Here is a 17,527-nt window from a genome sequence, read left to right as displayed (position 1 = left end):
AGGCGAAGGTATCGCAATGCCGCTTCCGGACCTGACCCGCTCATCCGCCGATGACCCCGCCCGGCGGGAGCACCCGGGGCTGTTCGCCGAGCAGTTCGGTGGTGCGGTCTTGGACGAGGTAGTCGGGGATTTTGTGATCGTCGTCGTCCTCGCCGCGGGGACGTTGCCCACCGGCGCCCATCATGCCGGGCATCCCGGACATTCCCCGGGTGGCGGCGGGCGTACCGGAGCGGGTGGCGGGCCCGGCGGTTTGGTTCGGGTTACCGGGAGATCCGCTGACCGTCCGGCCCGGTATGCCCGGCGCTTGCGGGGCGCCCGGGGTGGTGACCATCGGGGCGCCGGGCGTGGTGCTGGGCGATCCGGGTGTGGTGGTGTTCGGACGGCCCACGGGTTCTTCGAGCGGGACGGTGTTCGCCGGGGTCGTCGTGGTCGACGGTGTGGTCGAGGCCGGGGTTTCGGTTCCGGCGGGGTCGGTTGCCTGCGGAGTCTCCTGGCCGGGAGTACCCGTGTCCTGGGGGTTCTGGCCGCTCGGATTCGTACCGGCCGGGTTGGTGCCCGCGGGGTTGGCGCCGGCCGGGTTCTGCGTGCCCGAGGGGCCTACCGGCTGTTGTGTTCCGGGGTCTTCACCGACCGGATTCTTCGCCACAGGCAGCACCGGGACCTTGCCTTCGACTTCCGCGACTCCGGGCTGGTAGAACCCGCTCATCAGGTCCTGGGCTTGCGCCTCGGCTTCGTTGGCACGATGCTTGGCGGCCTTGACCAGGCCGTTGCCGGGAATGTGGCCCACGAATTCGTCGAACCCGGAAACCTCGACGGGCGGAACGATCGACATCTTGGCCTGGGCCAGGTAGCCCTGCATGAGATCGATACCGTTGGCGACCATTTCGAAGGTCTTCACGAGCTTCTGGGCTTCCGCGGTGAACGCCCGGGTACCGTCGATCGCGGCAGTCGCGGACTGGCCGCCCCATTTCTCGGTGACAGCGGTATCGACGTTCTTACCGAAGGTCTCCAGTGAGGTGAACAGATCCTCGGTGAGCCGCCGCCAGCCGTCGGCTCCGGCATTGATACCCGCGGAATCGACAGCCGGATGCTCGGCGGTGCCGTTCAGCGCATCCCAGATCTTCTGGTGACTCCAGGTTTTGAAGGGTTCCTTGGTGGCGGTAGCGGGTGCGTATTCGCCCTCGAAACCCTCACTGGTCCGGGCGAATTCACCGAGAATGTGGCTGCGGTCGCCGCTCCACTCCTGGTCCGCGGTCGTGGCGGCGCCGGAGGCGCGGGTGCGATTGCCCTCGGATTCGTCGTAGTTGCCGGTGACATCGTCGACCACACCTTTGACGGAAGCGACGGCCGCGACGGCAACGGCAGCGACAAGCAATGGTGCGGGCATCAGCGCAATCCTTCTCCGGCGGCAGTGGTCTGGGAGGAGTTCTGCTGATCGGTTTCGGTGAGTTCGCCGATCATGGCGGCGTAGGTGTCGCGCATGGTTTCGGCGATCGCGATCAGCCCCTCGATCCGGGCGACCGCCGAATCGCCGTTCTCACCGCCGGTGGCCTTCAGCTCGAACTTCTTCTGCATATCCAGCGCGGAAGGTAGGCCGCCGTAGCCCGACAAACGCCCGAGACTCCTCGCGTCATCACGGTAGTCTCGCAAGGCCGTCAGGAGAGTTTCGCATTCGCGGCGCAGGTCCGATCCGAGGTCGTATTCGATACTCACCGTGCCGTCGATCGCCTGTTGCTTCAGGTTCTGCCACTGTGCCAGCTGGTCGCTCATGTGCCGGGTCTTCCTGGTCTGCCGGTTGCGTTATTTCGGGAGATGCGGTTCGAAGGCCGCGGCGTACTCGGCGGAGATCTCGCAAATTTCCCTGGTCCAGCCATCTTCTTCGAACCAAGTCGCCTTGATCTCGAACATGCCCTGCTCGGCTTCGAAGGAGGTGTAGCAGGACTTACCGGGTATTTCGTCCTTGTCCTTAGACTGGATCGCAGCCCGTGGACCGACCGTCGTATCGACGATGTCGATCAAGTTGTCGTTGGCACGCGCATCGTCCAAGGTGTGTGATGTCGACATGACGGTGACTCGGACCAGGTTATCGGGTTGCCGCCAGGCACACACACGCCAGCTGGTGGCGCCTTCCGGCGCATCGGTCACCACCCGTTCGGTGGACGCATCCAAGCCGATTTCGGTTAAGAGCTGGTCAGATAGCTCTGTGCAGGGATTGAACACCTCGACGACCGCGGTGGTCGTCGAGGTGGTGGTATCGGTGGCGGTCCCCCCGGTACTCGATGTACACCCGGTAACCGCGGCCGCCGCGACAAGCGTGGCTCGGATGAGGACTGCGGTTCGCATGGATCTCCCCTGTGTCGGTGCGGCGGATTACCCCGTCATCACTATAGGACGCACCCCAGAGCTCCGCGGTTCCATCGGATTCCGGCGACCGCGGCCGGCTCTCGCCGCACCCCCAACGATGGGCTCGGCCGACTGTCCGCTTCAGTACCGCCTATACCGATCCTTGGAGGCGTCGACCGCTGTGATGATCAGCTGAGATCGCGTCCATGACGCCTTCGCTGTGTAACCGGGGCCCTCCGACAGCGAAGGGCCCCGATACGATTACGGTCGGTCGATCCGTACCGAGGTCAGGAACTCATCCCACGCAGCGGAGTCGAAAACCAGGACAGGTCCGGACCGGCATTTACTGTCCCGCACTCCGACGGCACCCCCGGTGAGATGAGCGATCTCTACGCAGTCCCGATCAGGTCCACTGTATGAACTCTTGAACCACTGGGCCTCGGCTGGATCGGTCGTCACCCCTGATACTCCTTCACAAGACCCGAGACCAGCTTCCTGGACTCGTCTTCGTCCAAAGATACACGGCGAATCCCGTGTATCGCCTGCGCATACTGGGCGATCTCCGGGTCTCTTTCCAGGTAAAGGCTTCCTGTGTACCCCTCCACGTAAACGACCGGCGGCTCCGAGATCCTGGTATTCGACGGAACCGGGAACTGTAGATAGGCGAACGACCGCACGATCAGTCCGAGCTGACTTCTCGACATGAACGGCACCACGCGGATCGAAATGTTCGGAAGTTCGCTCAGTTCAAGCAGGTGGAGGAGCTGATCCGCCATTACACCGTAGCCACCGATGCCATGCCGCAGGACAGCCTCCGACAGCAGAACCTCCATGTGAAAGGTGTTGTCGCTGAGCCTGTCTTGCCGCTGCGTCGCGAGGTCTATCCGCCGCTCGATGTCGGCGGAAGATCGGTTCGGATGAGCGGACCACGTCAGGGCACGACGGTAATCGGGTGTCTGCAGGAGTCCAGGCAGAAGTGTCACCTGCCACGATGTAATCCGGCTGGCTGCGGCTTCCAGGGCGAGGAAGTGGTTGAAATCCGCGGGTATCTCATCGGCAAATGCCCGCCACCACGTGCCTCCTGTCTGCTTCGCGACCCTCAGTTCCCGCAGCAGGTCCAAGAGGAAGCGGCGCTCCTCGTCCGACGCTTGGTACAAGTCGCACAATCCGTTGACCTGTAGCGTCGTCGGACGGGACGCGTGCCCGTCCTCCATCCGGCCGATCGTCTGGGGGCTCACCTCGATCGCGCGTGCCGCGGCGGCCTGACTGGTTCCGCGCCGTTCGCGCAGCCGGCGCAATTCCCGCCCCAATGCTCGTTTCGGGAGTGTGGATCCACCCGTCATTTCCTGACCTTCCCTAATTATCGAACCACTTTTTGGAATGCTCCGGCCCGGAACGCAATACCAGGAGCGGCCCGGCACGGATGCCGGACTCAGCGGGCAGGATTTCCCCCGGAGGCGGTTCCACACTCTGCACAGTTCCGGTCTACTGATTTCGCGCCCGGCGCAGGAAATCCCCCGAAAACCATTGGGGCACATCGGTGTCACGACCTGGAGTGTTGTGACACCGATGGTCCGATCACGGCCGCCACAGCTGATCGGACCCTGCGCCGGGCTGCATCCCATCGCCTCGTTCGAAAGGCGGAACCCTTGCCCACCGCAATCGTATACCTGCACAAAAGCCTTTGTGGCACAAGGCGAGAACTACTCGAGAACGAATGCCGCTATTTCGCCGCCGCGAATGGTTTCGGTATCGCGCGGGTAGTTGTGGAATCCGGAATCGATGTACTGCCATGGACATTACGAAAATCGGAAATCCTGGGTGGCGACGCAATAGTGACACCCACGGTCGAGCACATCGGCTTCCGGGCACCGGTGATACTCGAACGCTGCGGGCTGATAGTGGTGCGCCCGTTCGCCTGTTACCGCCGCGGCGAGGTGGATCGATGGCTACCGGCGACGGAGGTCCAGCGGTGACCGACTACGAATCCGGCGGGGGCACATCGGTTTCCCACCCGGTACCAGGCGGGCAGCGGACCGCGATCGGCTGTCTGCGCACCGACCTGTGCGGACACACCGGTTTCGCCAGCGCACGCCTGCGGTTGACCGCCATCGCCCACGGCTACCGGCTCCGCTGGCTGGTCGAACTCCCGGCCGACCCCAGCCCGGACCATCTCACGACACTCCGCACCACACTGGACCGGACCGGAGCCGACGCGGTGATCATCGCGGCACCGACCCACCTGCCCGGCACACAACTGCGCGCTTTACGCACCATGACACCGGTGATCGTGGACACCACCGTGCTCCCCGAAACCCGAGGGCATTTCGCCCGGCTGCGCTCCCTCCTCGGTCCAGGGTGGCGACAACGCTGAGCGGCACCGGTGAACCGAGGCGGATATCAGGCCAGCATCTCCTCGATCGATGTCGCGGTGAACACCCGCGGCGTCCACGCGCGGAGCTGGTCGATATCGGCCGACCGGATACGAGCGAGCACCGCCTCGGACAGCGGCCCGAACAAAACCGTCATCTGCATGATCAGGATCTCCGCCCGACCGCGGGCCTCACCACGGGCAAAACCACGAGCTTCGATGGCTTCTGCTGTGGTCACGGAAGCCTTCTTGACTCGCGCGATCTCGTCGACGGCCGCAGCCAGGCCCCTCTTCGCGTGGCCGTCGCGGTATGCCAGCATCTCCTGGATACACGCGTCGTACAGGTCACCCTGCTGCTCGGTCATGACCGGCGACACTACCGCGGGTCATGACCGAAGCCCAGTTGGACAACACCGGCGTACCGGCGGCCCGGGCCACGACACAGGTCCCACCGTGGCGCAGCTCCCCGTTCACACGGGCTCGAACTTGCCGCAGCAGGTGGTCAGATGAGCGTTTCCTCGATGGAGGTCGCGGTCAGCACCCGTGTTGCCCACACATGGATCCGGTTGGCGTCGGCCGATCGGACACGGCGCAGTACCGCCGCGGGCAGCGGCCCGAACTTGACCGTCATCTGGTCGATCAGCAGCTCGGTACGGCCTCGGGCCTCGATGGCTTCTGCTGTGGTCACGAAAGCCTCCTTGGCTCGGGGGTCGATCTGTCCGACGACTGCGGCCAAGTCGGCCTCGGTGGTTTCACCCACGTTCAGCAGGTAGTTGAAAACCATTCGGTAAACACTTACCGGGTCCGGGCCTTCGCCCAGGGCGCGCAGGTCGTCGAGCCAATCAAGCATAGCGCGGTCCAGGCCGGTGTTGCCGGTGGCGATTTTCTGCAGCACCAGCAGCAACCGGGCGGCCGAGGTCAGCTCGCGGCGGCGCAGCGCGTCGAGGTCTATCCGTGTGACATCGTCGAGCAGGAACCGCAGGCTCGGCAGGTAGGGGCCCAGTGCGGTGCGGGTGTCGGGGTCGATATCGATGAGCTCGCCCAGCTCGGTCGGGGCGGTCCAGCGCCGGCCGCGCGGGCTGTTGTGGACCACCAGCGGGATGATCGCGGGGAGTCGGCCGCCGTGGTCGGGGGCGTGGCGGTTGTCGGCGAGGTACTGCCGCCAGATACCGACCATGTAGTCCAGCACCCGGAACGCCATGAACCGATCCGTGGAGGACTGGTGCTCGAGCAGAATGTAGAGGAAGGCGGGCCGGTCGTCGAGGCGGGTGCGGTAGAGCAGGTCGCTGTAGCGATCGCGCAGGTCGGGGTGGATGAAATTGGTGGGCATCAGCTCCAGCTCCAGCCAGTGGATGCGAGCGCTGAACTGTTCGCCGATCTCTTCGGTGATCTTCGCGCGGATCTCGCTGGCGGCGTTATCGCTGTGTGCCATGATCCCCCGGAAGAACGCGTCGTGCGGGCCACCCCGCTGCTCGCTCATGGCCGGCGACGCTACCCCGGGACATCGGTAACAACCGAATCGGACAAATCACTTCTTGCACAACAACACTCGTGCCCGCACCACCGGTGGATCACCACAGCCGGCTGCCTGTGAGCACCACCGATCTACCAGAAAGCTGACGCGCCCGAAATCCGCTACAGCCCCCCAACGGCGGCGAGGAAGCGGTCCAGTTCCGCGTGGTCGACGAAGCAGTGGGGCGAGGCGCGGACCACCGCGTCCAGACCGCGGGCCGACATATCGAGCAGGGTCGAACTCGCATGACTGACGGTGACCGTGATGTCTTTCTCCCGCAGCCGGTCCCGGACCTCCACGGGTGTCACGCCCGCGACGGTGAAGGACACGATGCCGCTGTGCTCGATACCGAGGTCTCGCACCCGAACCCCCGGCAATTCGCCGAGCGCGCCCCGCAGATAATCGGCGCGCTCGGCGATCGCGGCATAGACCTGATCGGGTCCGAGATCGAGAAGATAGCGCACGGCCGCACCGAGCCCGAGCCGGGCCGCCACATCGTGCTCCCAGAATTCGAAACGGGAGGCGTCCGGGGCCATCCGGTACTCGTCCGGGCCGGTCCAGGACGCGCTGTGCAAATCGAGTCGACCGGGTTCCAGCGATGCCGCCAGTTCCGGGCGCAAATACAGGAACCCGGTGCCGCGGGGGCCGCGCAACCATTTGCGGCCGGTGGCCGACAAGGCGTCCACACCCAGTTCGGCGACATCGAGCGGGAGCTGCCCGGCCGACTGGCAGGCGTCCAGGACGACCAGCGCACCGGCCGCCCGGGCGATCCGCGCGGCTTCGGCCACCGGGTTCACCAATCCCCCGTTGGTGGGCACATGCAGTAGCGATACCAACCGAACCCGGTCGTCCATCATCGCGGCGAGGGCCTCGAGGTCGAGGCGTCCCGCCTCGTCGTCCGGGATCTGCTCCACCCGGGCGCCGCTGGAACGGGCCCGCTGGAGCGCGGCGATGGCGTTACTGGCGTAGTCGGCGCCCGAGATCAGGATCCGGTCACCGGGCCGCAACGGGACCGCGTAGAAGAAATCCGACCAGGAACGGGTGGCGCTGTCGCTGAGCGCGATGGTGTCGGGAGTGGTGTTCAGCAGTGCCGCGATCGCCTCCTTGACCCCGGCCAGATCGTCGAGCCGTTCATTCGCCGCCCGGTATCCGCCGATCTCGGCCTCCCGGCGCAGATGCCCGATCACGGTTTCGGTCACCACCCGGGGCGGGAGCGAGGACCCCGCGCTGTCCAGAAAAACGGCTCCGGTTCCGACCCCGGGCGTATCGGCGCGTACTCGCTGCTCATCCACCATGTACCCGACCCTAGCGCCGGATCCGTGACATCTTCGCGCCCAAAACGTGTCCGTGCCCCTCGCTACTCTGGATTCCACGCGCGGCCGCACCATCGGTCGCCGCTGTAACGCTTACACCGGGATCGGCAACTGAAGACGAGCACGGACAGCACCGGCTACCGAATACGCGAAGACGAACCAGCGAGAAACCGCACGGAGGTTGGTATGGCGGTCACCCTCGAACATCCGGAATGGACCAGCGACTCACCCCCACACCCAGCCCTGACCAGCCGCGCGGCGGCCGAAGCCTTTCTCGGCGGGGTCTGCTTCAAACTCGGTCCGCCGGAACTCATCGGCGCCGAACTGGAATGGTTCACCGTGTACCGCCCCGGCACCGGAGAATCACCGACCGATCCGCCGGGGCATGCTTCGTTCGCCGGCCGCCGGCCCACCTCCACCCTGCTCGCGCTGGCTCTCGGCCCGCACGCACCCCGCTCGATCGCCCCCGATTCCCCCGCCGAGCCGCTGTCCGGCGGCAGCCGGGTCACCGTCGAACCAGGCGGGCAGATCGAACTCTCCAGCATCGCCGTCACCGACCCGGCCGACCTGTGCGCCCGGCTGAGCGCCGATTACCGGCGCCTGCGTGAACTGCTCGGCACCCGGTCCATCCGGATGGTCGCCGCGGCCGCCGATCCGGCCCGCGCCCCCCGATGTCAGCTGCGGCTACCGCGCTACCGGGCGATGGAAGGCTACTTCGGCCGGATCGGCCCCTTCGGCCGGCTCATGATGGCCAATACCGCGGCGGCCCAGATAAGCGTCGATATCGGTGCCGACCGGGACGAACTCACCGCCCGCTGGACGGCACTGCACGCACTCGGGCCCGCGTTGATAGCCGCGTTCGCATGCTCGCCCGTGCTGCGCGGCGCGCCGGCCGGGGACTGGGCCTCGCAACGCATGCGGACCTGGCTGCATCTGGATCCGGCGCGCGCCTGTCCACCCGTCGCCGACTGGTCCGATCCGGTCACCGGCTATTCCCGCTGGGCGCTGGACGCGCCGCTGCTGTGTGTGCGGCGGCCCGAGCCCACCCGGCCCGGTCCGGCGGTGTCGTGGCAGGCGCCGCCCGGTGCCACGTTCAACGATTGGCTATCGGGCGGCCTGGACACCGAAATCGGCCGCCGGCCCGATATCGGGGACCTCCGCTACCACCTGACCACGCTGTTCCCACCGGTCCGCCCGGCCGGATACTTCGAGATCCGCTATCTCGACGCCCAGCCGGGCGAGGGCTGGCAGGTACCGATCGCGGTGGTCCACGCCCTGCTGTCCACACCGGCCGCCGTCGCCGACGCCACCGCCGCCGCGGCGAGCACTGCCGACCGGTGGCTGGATGCCGCCCGCCACGGCCTCGCCGACCGGCACCTACGAGCCGCCGCGGTGGCAACCCTGGAAGCCGCCGTGGCACACAGCCCGGCACCGTCACCGGAGCTGCATGCCGCCCTGCGCCGCTGTACAGCGGGAGAACCGCCACAGGACGGGACATCGTGATCCAGCGCAACGGCCCGGTCCGCGAGGAAGGACGGCCCGGGTCGTCGTCGATTCCGTGCGGCGATGGCGCACGCCGCACCCGCAGGGTTGTTGCGCGTGGGCGCGCGACTACCGCACGGGGCCGTCACCGGACCGGCGGTGCCGACCACCCCCGGCCACTGACCGTATCCATGCCGTCGAGCGGAGCACTCTCGTGACCCTGCAGCATTACACCGACCGATCCGGCACCGAGCAGCTCCGCGAACATATCGCGACGACGCTGCGCCGGGCCCGGGAACGCACCACCGCGCTCACCGACTCTGTGGACGAGGCCGAACTCGTCGCCCAGCATTCCCGGCTGATGAGCCCGCTGGTGTGGGATCTGGCCCATATCGGCAATCAGGAGGAGCTGTGGCTGGTCCGTGACGTCGGCGGCCGGGACCCGGTGCGCGCCGATATCGACGAGCTCTACGACGCGTTCAAACACCCCCGGTCCGACCGGCCACAATTGCCACTGCTCGATCCGGCCGAAGCCCGCGGTTACGTCGCCACCGTCCGGGACAAGGTCTGGGAGGTGCTCGACCGCAGCCCGCTGCGGGGCGGCGAACTGGTCGACGGCGGGTTCGCTTTCGGCATGCTCGCCCAGCACGAACAGCAACACGACGAAACCATGCTCGCCACCCACCAGCTGCGCACCGGGAACCCGGTGCTGTCCGCGCCCGCTCCCCCGGCCGCCACCACCGCGGTCCGCGGTGAGGTGGTGATCCCGGCGGGCGAATTCACGATGGGCACCTCCACCGACGCGTGGGCGCTGGACAACGAACGCCCGGCGCACCGGGTGCACGTGCCGGCGTTCGCCATCGACGCCGCGCCGGTCAGCAACGCGCAGTATCTCGAATTCCTGGCCGACGGCGGGTACGACCGGCCCGAGTTGTGGTCCGAACGCGGCTGGTCACATCGGCAGGAGGCCGGGCTCACCGCCCCGCAGTTCTGGGAACAGGATTCCGGCGGCCAGTGGTGGCGGCGGGTGTTCGGCGTCCGCCGGCCGCTGCGCCCGCAGCAGCCGGTGGTGCATGTGTGCTGGTTCGAAGCGCAGGCCTACGCCACCTGGGCGGGTAAACGGCTGCCCACCGAGGCCGAATGGGAGAAAGCCGCACGCTACGACCCCGCCACGGATCGCACGCGCGCCTACCCCTGGGGCGACTCCGACCCCGGGCCCGCCACCGCGAACCTCGGACAGCGGCATCTGGAACCGGCCGATATCGGCGCCTACCCGGCGGGAGCATCACCCGCCGGAGTGCATCAGCTCATCGGCGACGTCTGGGAGTGGACGTCGTCGGGTTTCCAGCCCTATCCCGGATTCCGCGCCTTTCCCTACGCCGAGTATTCGGATGTCTTCTTCGGCGGCGACTATCGGGTGCTGCGGGGCGGGTCGTTCGGTACCGACCCGGTCGCCTGCCGCGGCACCTTCCGCAACTGGGATCATCCGATCCGCCGGCAGATCTTCGCCGGTTTCCGGCTGGCCCGCACCCTCGACCCGCGGGAGGCTTGATGTGCCGTCATCTGGGTTACGTGGGCCCGCCGGTATCGGTGGGCGAACTGTTGCTGCGCGGTCCGCATTCGCTGCGCACCCAGTCGTGGGCGCCGCGGGAGATGCGCGGCGGTGGAACCATCAACGCCGACGGGTTCGGGGTCGCGTGGTGGGGGCCGGAACCGGCGTCGGTGACCCGTTACCGCAACCCCGACCCCATCTGGACCGATCCCGCAGTGGAGGAGGTGCTGCCGCAGCTCACCTCCCGCGCGGTGCTCGGAAGTGTCCGTTCGGCCACCGTCGGCATGCCGGTCCAGCGGTCGGCCTGCGCGCCGTTCCTGTGGGAGCGCTGGGCGTTCAGCCACAACGGGGTGGTCCCGAAGTGGCGATCGGCGCTCACCGCTGTCCTGTCCGATCTCGATGTCGCCGCGACCCGCGCCGGAATGACCCGCCGCTACGAAACCAGCCACCTGCTGGAAGCGGAAGCACTGACCGATTCGGCCGCCCTGTGGGTCCTGCTGCAGCGCCTGCTCGACCCGGACACCCCGTCGGGGCTCGCCGAAAACCCGGGCACCGCACTGCGTCTGCTGGTCACCACGGTGCTGCACCACGCGCCCGGCGCCCGGGTGAACCTGTTGATCGGTGACGGCACCGCCCTGTGGGCCACCACCTGCTATCACTCCCTGTCCGCGCTCGTCACCGACGAGTTCGCGATCCTGTGCTCCGAACCCTATGACGACGACCCCCGGTGGCAGTCACTGCCCGACCGCAGTCTCGTCCATGCCGAACCCGGCCGGTTGAGTGTCGAACCCCTGGAACTCGCCGAAGCCACCGCGACAGAAAGCGTGCTGTGATGAACGAACCGACCGTGGAAGTCCATCTCACCGACGCCGACCTCACCGCGGCCCTCCGTGCCGACGCCCGCCGCGGTCTCACCGACAGCCCGAAATGGCTGCCCCCCAAATGGTTCTACGACGCCCGCGGCAGCGAGCTGTTCGAGCAGATCACCGCCCTGCCCGAGTACTACCCCACCCGCACCGAACGGGCGCTACTGGAAAAAGTCGCGGGGGCGATCGCCCGCACCGCACAGGCCGAGGTACTGGTCGAACTGGGATCGGGCTCGGCGGCGAAGACCCGGATCCTGCTCACCGCCCTCACCACCGAGGGCCCGTTGAAAACCTACGTACCGCAGGATGTTTCCACTTCGGCGCTCCACGCGTCGGCCGCCGAGGTCGCGATCGATTTCCCCGGCCTGGCCGTACACGGCGTGGTCAGCGATTTCACCGACACCCTGGCGACCCTGCCGCGCGGCGGCCGCCGGATGATCGCCTTCCTCGGCGGCACGCTCGGCAATATGACCCCGGCCGAGCGTGCCGAATTCCTCGGCGGTATCCACGACGTTCTCGAACCCGGCGAACAATTGCTGTTGGGTGCGGGCCTGGTGGTGGACCCGGCAATCCTGGTCCCCGCCTACGACGACGCCGCCGGTGTCACCGCCGAATTCAACCGGAATGTCCTGCGCGTCCTCAATTCCCGCCTCGGGGCGGACTTCGAACCCGAAGCGTTCCGCCATATCGCGCACTGGGACGCCGAGAACGAATGGATCGAAATGCGTCTGGAAGCCACCGCGGATATGGACGTCACCGTCGCCGACCTCGGCCTGACAGTGCACTTCACCCGCGGCGAACAGCTACGCACCGAGATCTCGGCGAAGTTCCGCCCGGCCGGCCTGGATACCGAACTCCGCGCCGCGGGCTTCATCCCGGAACACACCTGGACCGACCCGGACAACCGCTTCGCCCTGGTCCTCGCCGCCCGCATCTGACCCGGATCAGTGCAGCTGATTCTGCGCTGCTTCCAACCCCACCCCCAGCAGCAGTTCCACCGCGTCGGCGGCCTGCTCGACCACGACCGGGATTTCCTTGCGCTCGGCCGAGCCGAACGGTTTGAGGACGTAATCGGCCGGGTCCTGGCGGCCGGGCGGGCGGCCGATACCGATCCGGGTGCGCAGGTAGTCCTTGGTGGTGAGGGCGCCGGAAACCGACCGCAGACCATTGTGACCGCCCTCGCCGCCACCGCGTTTCAACCGGATCTCGCCGAATGGGAGATCCAGTTCATCGTGGACGACGATGACCTCGGTGGGTGGAACAGAGAAGAACCTTGCCAGCGCTGCGACCGGCCGCCCGGACAGGTTCATATACGACCGCGGCTTCGCGATCAGTACCTGCCGGCCGTCGAGCCGGGCCTGCAGTAGATCGGCTCCCGACTTCTTGTGCACGGTGAAACGGCCGCCGACCCGCTCGGCGAGCGAATCGGCGACCAGAAAACCCACATTGTGCCGGGTGCGTTCGTAATCGGGACCCGGATTGCCCAGGCCGACGACGAGCGCCGGCGCGATATCGGCCATCGCGGAGGTGACCCGGTCCTATTCGGCGCTCTCGCCCTCGGCGGCTTCGCCCTCGGCCTCCGGCTCGGCGGCAGCGCGGGCCTCGACAATGTTGACCAGCAGAACCTCGGGATCGCCGGACAGGCTGACGCCCTTGGGCAGGACCACGGAACCGGCGGTGATCTGGGTACCCGCCTCGGCACCGGCGATGGAGACCTCGATGGACTCGGGGATGTTCAGCGCATCGGCCGACACGGCGACGGTGGTGGCTTCCTGGGTGACCAGGGTGCCGGGGCCGGCCTCACCCACCAGGGTGATCGGCACATCGGCGTTGACCGCTTCACCGCGCGCCACGATCAGCAGATCGGCGTGCTCGATGTAGCGGTGGATGGGGTGCACCACGACCGACTTGGTCAGCGCGAGCTGCTTCTTGCCCTCGATGTTCAGGTTCAGCACCGCGTTGGTGCCGTGCTGGCGCAGGATCGCGGCGAAAGACAGGGCGTCCAGGGACAGATGCTGCGGATCGGACTGATGCCCGTACAGGACCGCCGGAACGTTGCCCGCGCGGCGGGTACGGCGCGCGGCACCCTTGCCGAACTCGGTGCGGATCTTCGCTTCGAGAAGGTTGACGTCGGACATGGCTGGATAACTCCTACGGCTCTACCGGGCTGGTGGGCGGTGCCAGGGAAATCGCGCCCCTGGTCGGTTGGTCTGCTCGTCAGGCGAAGAACGAACACCAGGCGGCCGGAAGCCGCGCCGCGTCGATCACGGTGCCGCAAAAGCTTGCGAACCCTCGCCGAGACAACCTGAATACTGTAACTCAGCCCCCGCAAAACCCCGGAATCGGGTGGTCAGCGACACGTAGTTTGCTGGTCAGAACTGTCACGTACGCTGGACAGGTTGCCACTTGCCCGCTTCCGCCGAAAGGTTCGATCCGTTGACCGCCTCTCCTGAGGGCTCCGTCGCGCCCGCCGCGCGCGGGTTGGCCGCCGAGGTGTCGCGGCGGCGCACCTTCGCCGTGATCTCCCACCCCGACGCGGGTAAATCGACGCTCACCGAAGCGCTGGCGCTGCATGCCCGCAAGATCTCCGAGGCGGGCGCCATCCACGGTAAAGCGGGCCGTAAGTCCACCGTCTCGGACTGGATGGAGATGGAGAAGGCGCGCGGTATCTCGGTGAGCTCCACCGCGCTGCAGTTCAACTACCGGGCCGCCGGATCCGAGATCGACCATGTGATCAATCTCGTCGACACCCCCGGCCACTCCGATTTCTCCGAGGACACCTACCGCGTGCTCACCGCGGTGGACGCCGCGGTGATGCTGATCGACGCCGCCAAGGGCCTGGAACCACAGACCTTGAAGCTGTTCCAGGTGTGCCGCCACCGCGGGATCCCGGTGATCACCGTCATCAACAAATGGGACCGGCCCGGCCGCGCCCCGCTGGAACTGCTCGACGAGATCGACGAACGGATCGGGCTCACCCCGACCCCGCTGTTCCTGCCCGTCGGTATCGCGGGCGATTTCCGCGGCCTGCTGCGCCGCGGGGCCGACGGCGCGGCCGATGAATACATCCACTTCACCCGGACCGCCGGTGGTGCCACCATCGCGCCGGAGGAATCACTGTCCCCCGAATCCGCCGAGGCCCGGGAGGGCGCGGCGTGGACGACCGCGGCGGAGGAAAGTGAACTGCTGTCGGCCACCGGCGGAGATCACGACCAGGAGCTGTTCCTGGCCGGTCAGACCTCCCCGGTGATCTACGCCTCGGCCATGTTGAACTTCGGCGTCCGGCAACTGCTGGAAACCCTGGTGTCGCTGGCGCCCGCGCCGGGGTCGCGCACCGATATCGGCGGCGGCGAGCGGGCACCGCAGGACCCGTTCAGCGCGGTGGTGTTCAAGGTGCAGGCGGGGATGGACACCGCACACCGCGACCGGCTCGCGTTCATGCGGATCGTGTCCGGGGAATTCGAACGCGGCATGGTGGTCACGCATGCGCAGACGGGCCGGCCGTTCGCCACCAAATACGCGCTGACCGTCTTCGGACGAGAACGGGCCACCGTCGATACCGCTTATCCGGGGGATGTGGTGGGCCTGGTCAACGCGACCGCCCTCGCCCCGGGCCACACGCTCTTCGTCGACAAGAAGGTCGAGTTCCCGCCGATTCCGTCTTTCGCACCCGAACATTTCGCCGCCCTGCGCGCGCAGAGCGCGGGCAAGTACAAACAGTTCCGTAAAGCGATCGACCAGCTCGATTCCGAGGGCGTGGTCCAGGTGCTGCGCAACGACGCCCGCGGTGAAGCCTCGCCGGTCCTCGCCGCCGTCGGCCCGATGCAGTTCGAGGTGGTGACGGCCCGGATGCAGGGCGAGTTCGGCGTCGAGACCCAGCTCGACAACCTCGCCTACACCATCGCCCGCCGCACCGATGCCGCCTCGGCGCCCGAGCTGGACCGCCAGCGCGGCGTGGAGGTGTTCACCCGCAGCGACGGGGCGATCCTCGCGGTATTCAGCGATAAGTGGCGGCTGCAGTACATCCAGAAGGAAATGCCGGAACTCACCCTGGAACCGCTGGTCGCCGCGGCCGACTGACCCGGCCGGCGGAAATTCAGCCCGCGGCCCGTTCTTCCGGGCCCGGGTATTCGCGGTCCTCGCCGGGTTCGGCCGCGGCCGGGCTCTCGGCGGCCCGGCTCTCCGCGGCCGGGTAGTTCGCGGCGGCCGCACGCGGATCCCGTTCTACCTCCTCGACCCCGGTCGATTGCTGGATCAGTCCCCACCGGTTCGCGGTCAATCGCAGACTGGGCAGATCGCTCAGGCAGAGCACCACCTCGTAGGTGCGTTCGTAGCCGGTGTGCGCGATCCGCCAGCGGCCGTCATCGCACCGTACGTATTCATCGGTATAGAAGGCGGCGCCACGCAGCAGCATATTGTTCTCCGGGATCAGCACCGTGTCGGAGAGGTACCAGACACCGCTGGCGCGATCACCGTCCACATCGATCTCCGGGTGATCGCAGCGGTGTTCGGTGATTACATGCGGGCCCAGGGTATTGCGCATGAAGGTCAGGAATGCTTCCCGGGATTCGAACTGCAGATATTCGCTATACGTCGCCGTGGCTTCCGGAATCATCGTTTCGGCGAAATCGTCCCAGAGTTTGGTGTCGAGCGCGCGAATGTACCGGAATTTGAGGCGATGGATCTCCAGCACGTCCTCGGATGCTCCCGCCGGCGCGGGGACCGGACTGTTGGGTCGTACCGGTCCCATGGTCAGCGGTACATCCGTTTCGGGCTGGAGCCGCGGTGGAAGCGATACGTCCAGCCCGGCGCCCAGCGCCGCTGCGAGCGCGGCGCCCGAGAAGGCCATGGTGTCACTGCTCTGGCCCGGCCGCCGCGGAAACCCACCCGGGTGCGGCCCGGGATCGTTGCGCTCCTCGCCCTGGTCCATAACTCCACCATCCCACCTGAAATGGACAAATAGGGAGGATATTCAGATCTGTATCGGATTGCTATCCTGCGTCGGCGTTATTACGGGGCCCAATTCGGGCTGGTCAGCTCCGGAATCCGGGCTGTCCGGGCGCACCGGAGATGGTGGCGGACGGTGCGATATCAGGGCCGATCGCCGTTGCCGATGGTGAAGCAGGTCCGGCAGAAATCCTCGCCGAACTCCGTCAGCCGCAGGCTTTTGCGGACGATTTTCGGGGCTCGGCCCGCCTTTTTCAGTGCGTCCTCCACGATCGGCTGGACCTCCAGCACCATATATCGGCTCAGGACCACGGGATCGTCGGAATTGTGGGTCAGTCCCAGCCGGCTGAGGTTGATCAGATAGGAGCGCGCCCGGTCGATATAGCGCACCCCGGCCTGCTCGGGGACCGAGGTCAAGCCCCCGGCGATCAGCTCCGAACCGATGCCCAGCGGGCGGTTGGTGCGCACATCGACCGTCGGCTGCGGGCCGTTGAGGGCCATATAGCGCAGGATGCGGGCCTCGTCGGGGGCGATTTCGTCGAGGATCCGGTCGTAGGCGGGATGCACCTCTTCGGTGAAGTAGACATCGGCGGAACGGGCGAGCAGCGCATCCCCGCGTTTGCGCAATTCGGCGACCGTCGCCGACCGCATATAGGAGCCCACCGCCACCGTCTGGTGGGCGGGTGTCTGCCCGGTGGGCACATAGCTGACGATCTCGCGCACCGAGCCCTCGGTGACCCCGAGCGCGCTGCGCGCGATGGAGCGCAGCGCGTTACCGGTCCGCTCGGCGATCTCGGCCGACGACTCCCCGTCCAGGGCGGCCTGGGTGATCTCCCGGGTGACCTCGTAGGAGGTGTTGACCGCCCACTGCCCGCCGCGCACCACACCGCCCGCGGCGAGACCCGCCGCCCGGAACACCCCGCGGATGAGCCGCGCCTCGTTGCTGATCTGCCGCTGCTCGACGTCGGAGCTGCGCTCCACACTGGACGGCGGCCGGCGCACCACACCGGTCGCGGGGTCGGCAGCCGGCTCCGCCGTACGGCCGGTACTCGACGGGGCGCTCCACTGCACGGCTCGGGAACCGGCCCGGGTGAACTCCTGTCCGGTCCTGTCGTCTGCCACGTTTACTCCGATATCGCC

Annotated in this window: 18 protein-coding genes and 1 pseudogene; 7 read left to right on the top strand and 12 right to left on the bottom strand. The window is 67.3% G+C overall.

Annotated features, from left to right (window positions below; translation table 11 throughout):
* Positions 1–40: 40 nt before the first annotated feature.
* The 5 genes from ACIA75_RS28070 to ACIA75_RS28050 all read right to left on the bottom strand — a co-directional run bounded on the left by ACIA75_RS28070 (position 41) and on the right by ACIA75_RS28050 (position 3,686).
* Entirely contained in the window at positions 41–1,387 is a 1,347-nt protein-coding gene (locus ACIA75_RS28070; RefSeq protein ID WP_397109224.1) for a hypothetical protein, read from the bottom strand.
* The gene (locus tag ACIA75_RS28065; protein WP_397109222.1) at positions 1,387–1,770 is read right to left on the bottom strand and encodes a hypothetical protein; all 384 of its coding nucleotides are present in this window, start codon (positions 1,768–1,770) and stop codon (positions 1,387–1,389) included. The genes ACIA75_RS28070 and ACIA75_RS28065 overlap by 1 nt, the downstream gene beginning before the upstream one ends.
* A gap of 30 nt (positions 1,771–1,800) precedes the next feature.
* Positions 1,801–2,343: a DUF3558 domain-containing protein gene (locus tag ACIA75_RS28060; RefSeq protein WP_397109220.1), complete on the bottom strand. Its 543-nt coding sequence runs from the start codon at positions 2,341–2,343 to the stop codon at positions 1,801–1,803.
* Between the two features lie 261 nt (positions 2,344–2,604).
* Entirely contained in the window at positions 2,605–2,802 is a 198-nt protein-coding gene (locus tag ACIA75_RS28055; RefSeq protein ID WP_397109218.1) for a DUF397 domain-containing protein, read from the bottom strand.
* Entirely contained in the window at positions 2,799–3,686 is an 888-nt protein-coding gene (locus tag ACIA75_RS28050) for a helix-turn-helix domain-containing protein (protein ID WP_397109216.1), read from the bottom strand. Before ACIA75_RS28050 ends, ACIA75_RS28055 begins: the two co-directional genes overlap by 4 nt.
* A 306-nt stretch (positions 3,687–3,992) precedes the next feature.
* Between ACIA75_RS28050 and ACIA75_RS28045 the strand changes: the two genes are divergently transcribed.
* Positions 3,993–4,319, top strand: coding sequence for a hypothetical protein (locus tag ACIA75_RS28045; protein ID WP_397109214.1), 327 nt, complete (start codon positions 3,993–3,995; stop codon positions 4,317–4,319).
* Positions 4,316–4,717: a hypothetical protein gene (locus ACIA75_RS28040; protein WP_397109212.1), complete on the top strand. Its 402-nt coding sequence runs from the start codon at positions 4,316–4,318 to the stop codon at positions 4,715–4,717. The genes ACIA75_RS28045 and ACIA75_RS28040 overlap by 4 nt, the downstream gene beginning before the upstream one ends.
* A gap of 26 nt (positions 4,718–4,743) precedes the next feature.
* Here the strand turns inward: ACIA75_RS28040 and ACIA75_RS28035 are convergent, their stop codons facing one another.
* From ACIA75_RS28035 to ACIA75_RS28025, 3 genes are all read right to left on the bottom strand, one after another.
* Positions 4,744–5,079, bottom strand: a complete 336-nt coding sequence (locus ACIA75_RS28035; RefSeq protein ID WP_397109210.1) for a hypothetical protein — start codon at positions 5,077–5,079, stop codon at positions 4,744–4,746.
* A 137-nt stretch (positions 5,080–5,216) separates the two neighbouring features.
* A complete protein-coding gene (locus ACIA75_RS28030) occupies positions 5,217–6,194 on the bottom strand; it encodes an Rpn family recombination-promoting nuclease/putative transposase (RefSeq protein WP_397109208.1) in 978 nt (325 codons plus the stop codon).
* Positions 6,195–6,349: 155 nt separating this feature from the next.
* A complete protein-coding gene (locus ACIA75_RS28025; RefSeq protein ID WP_397109206.1) occupies positions 6,350–7,522 on the bottom strand; it encodes an aminotransferase class V-fold PLP-dependent enzyme in 1,173 nt (390 codons plus the stop codon).
* 204 nt (positions 7,523–7,726) lie between these two features.
* Between ACIA75_RS28025 and egtA the strand changes: the two genes are divergently transcribed.
* The 4 genes from egtA (at position 7,727) to egtD (ending at position 12,378) form a co-directional block, all read left to right on the top strand.
* Entirely contained in the window at positions 7,727–9,043 is a 1,317-nt protein-coding gene (gene egtA, locus ACIA75_RS28020) for an ergothioneine biosynthesis glutamate--cysteine ligase EgtA (protein WP_397109204.1), read from the top strand.
* A gap of 199 nt (positions 9,044–9,242) precedes the next feature.
* Positions 9,243–10,574 (top strand): ergothioneine biosynthesis protein EgtB, encoded by a 1,332-nt coding sequence (gene egtB / locus ACIA75_RS28015; protein ID WP_397110291.1) that lies wholly within the window; start codon positions 9,243–9,245, stop codon positions 10,572–10,574.
* A complete protein-coding gene (gene egtC / locus ACIA75_RS28010; protein WP_397109202.1) occupies positions 10,574–11,407 on the top strand; it encodes an ergothioneine biosynthesis protein EgtC in 834 nt (277 codons plus the stop codon). Before egtB ends, egtC begins: the two co-directional genes overlap by 1 nt.
* Positions 11,407–12,378 (top strand): L-histidine N(alpha)-methyltransferase, encoded by a 972-nt coding sequence (egtD, locus tag ACIA75_RS28005; protein ID WP_397109200.1) that lies wholly within the window; start codon positions 11,407–11,409, stop codon positions 12,376–12,378. The genes egtC and egtD overlap by 1 nt, the downstream gene beginning before the upstream one ends.
* Positions 12,379–12,384: 6 nt before the next feature.
* Here egtD and pth read toward each other — a convergent pair whose 3' ends face one another.
* Both pth and ACIA75_RS27995 read right to left on the bottom strand, forming a co-directional pair.
* Positions 12,385–12,960 carry an aminoacyl-tRNA hydrolase gene (pth, locus tag ACIA75_RS28000; RefSeq protein ID WP_397109198.1) on the bottom strand — a complete coding sequence of 192 codons (576 nt, stop codon included), beginning with the start codon at positions 12,958–12,960 and terminating at the stop codon, positions 12,385–12,387.
* An 18-nt stretch (positions 12,961–12,978) separates the two neighbouring features.
* Positions 12,979–13,578: a 50S ribosomal protein L25/general stress protein Ctc gene (locus tag ACIA75_RS27995; RefSeq protein ID WP_397109196.1), complete on the bottom strand. Its 600-nt coding sequence runs from the start codon at positions 13,576–13,578 to the stop codon at positions 12,979–12,981.
* Positions 13,579–13,876: 298 nt separating this feature from the next.
* On the opposite strand from ACIA75_RS27995, the gene ACIA75_RS27990 reads away from it, so the two are divergent.
* A complete protein-coding gene (locus ACIA75_RS27990; protein ID WP_397109194.1) occupies positions 13,877–15,520 on the top strand; it encodes a peptide chain release factor 3 in 1,644 nt (547 codons plus the stop codon).
* Between the two features lie 169 nt (positions 15,521–15,689).
* Here the strand turns inward: ACIA75_RS27990 and ACIA75_RS27985 are convergent.
* A pseudogene (locus ACIA75_RS27985) lies at positions 15,690–16,190 on the bottom strand (nuclear transport factor 2 family protein); the annotation flags it as partial.
* Positions 16,191–16,531: 341 nt separating this feature from the next.
* Positions 16,532–17,509 (bottom strand): Abi-alpha family protein, encoded by a 978-nt coding sequence (locus ACIA75_RS27980; RefSeq protein WP_397109192.1) that lies wholly within the window; start codon positions 17,507–17,509, stop codon positions 16,532–16,534.
* Positions 17,510–17,527: the final 18 nt, after the last annotated feature.

Origin of the sequence: Nocardia sp. NPDC051750, from assembly GCF_044453135.1 — a bacterium.
In the GTDB taxonomy this organism is placed as follows: Bacteria; Actinomycetota; Actinomycetes; order Mycobacteriales; family Mycobacteriaceae; genus Nocardia.
The sequence above is the reverse complement of the archived record's forward strand: the minus strand, read 5'-3'. Positions and strand labels throughout refer to the sequence as shown.

Excerpts from the sequence above, each read along its gene's own strand:
- ACIA75_RS28070 (WP_397109224.1), bottom strand. The coding sequence starts at position 1,387 with ATGCCCGCACCATTGCTTGTCGCTGCCGTTGCCGTCGCGGCCGTCGCT.
- ACIA75_RS28065 (WP_397109222.1), bottom strand. The coding sequence starts at position 1,770 with ATGAGCGACCAGCTGGCACAGTGGCAGAACCTGAAGCAACAGGCGATC.
- ACIA75_RS28060 (WP_397109220.1), bottom strand. The coding sequence starts at position 2,343 with ATGCGAACCGCAGTCCTCATCCGAGCCACGCTTGTCGCGGCGGCCGCG.
- ACIA75_RS28050 (WP_397109216.1), bottom strand. The coding sequence starts at position 3,686 with ATGACGGGTGGATCCACACTCCCGAAACGAGCATTGGGGCGGGAATTG.
- ACIA75_RS28035 (WP_397109210.1), bottom strand. The coding sequence starts at position 5,079 with ATGACCGAGCAGCAGGGTGACCTGTACGACGCGTGTATCCAGGAGATG.
- ACIA75_RS28030 (WP_397109208.1), bottom strand. The coding sequence starts at position 6,194 with ATGAGCGAGCAGCGGGGTGGCCCGCACGACGCGTTCTTCCGGGGGATC.
- ACIA75_RS28025 (WP_397109206.1), bottom strand. The coding sequence starts at position 7,522 with ATGGTGGATGAGCAGCGAGTACGCGCCGATACGCCCGGGGTCGGAACC.
- egtA (WP_397109204.1), top strand. The coding sequence starts at position 7,727 with ATGGCGGTCACCCTCGAACATCCGGAATGGACCAGCGACTCACCCCCA.
- egtC (WP_397109202.1), top strand. The coding sequence starts at position 10,574 with ATGTGCCGTCATCTGGGTTACGTGGGCCCGCCGGTATCGGTGGGCGAA.
- egtD (WP_397109200.1), top strand. The coding sequence starts at position 11,407 with ATGAACGAACCGACCGTGGAAGTCCATCTCACCGACGCCGACCTCACC.
- pth (WP_397109198.1), bottom strand. The coding sequence starts at position 12,960 with ATGGCCGATATCGCGCCGGCGCTCGTCGTCGGCCTGGGCAATCCGGGT.
- ACIA75_RS27995 (WP_397109196.1), bottom strand. The coding sequence starts at position 13,578 with ATGTCCGACGTCAACCTTCTCGAAGCGAAGATCCGCACCGAGTTCGGC.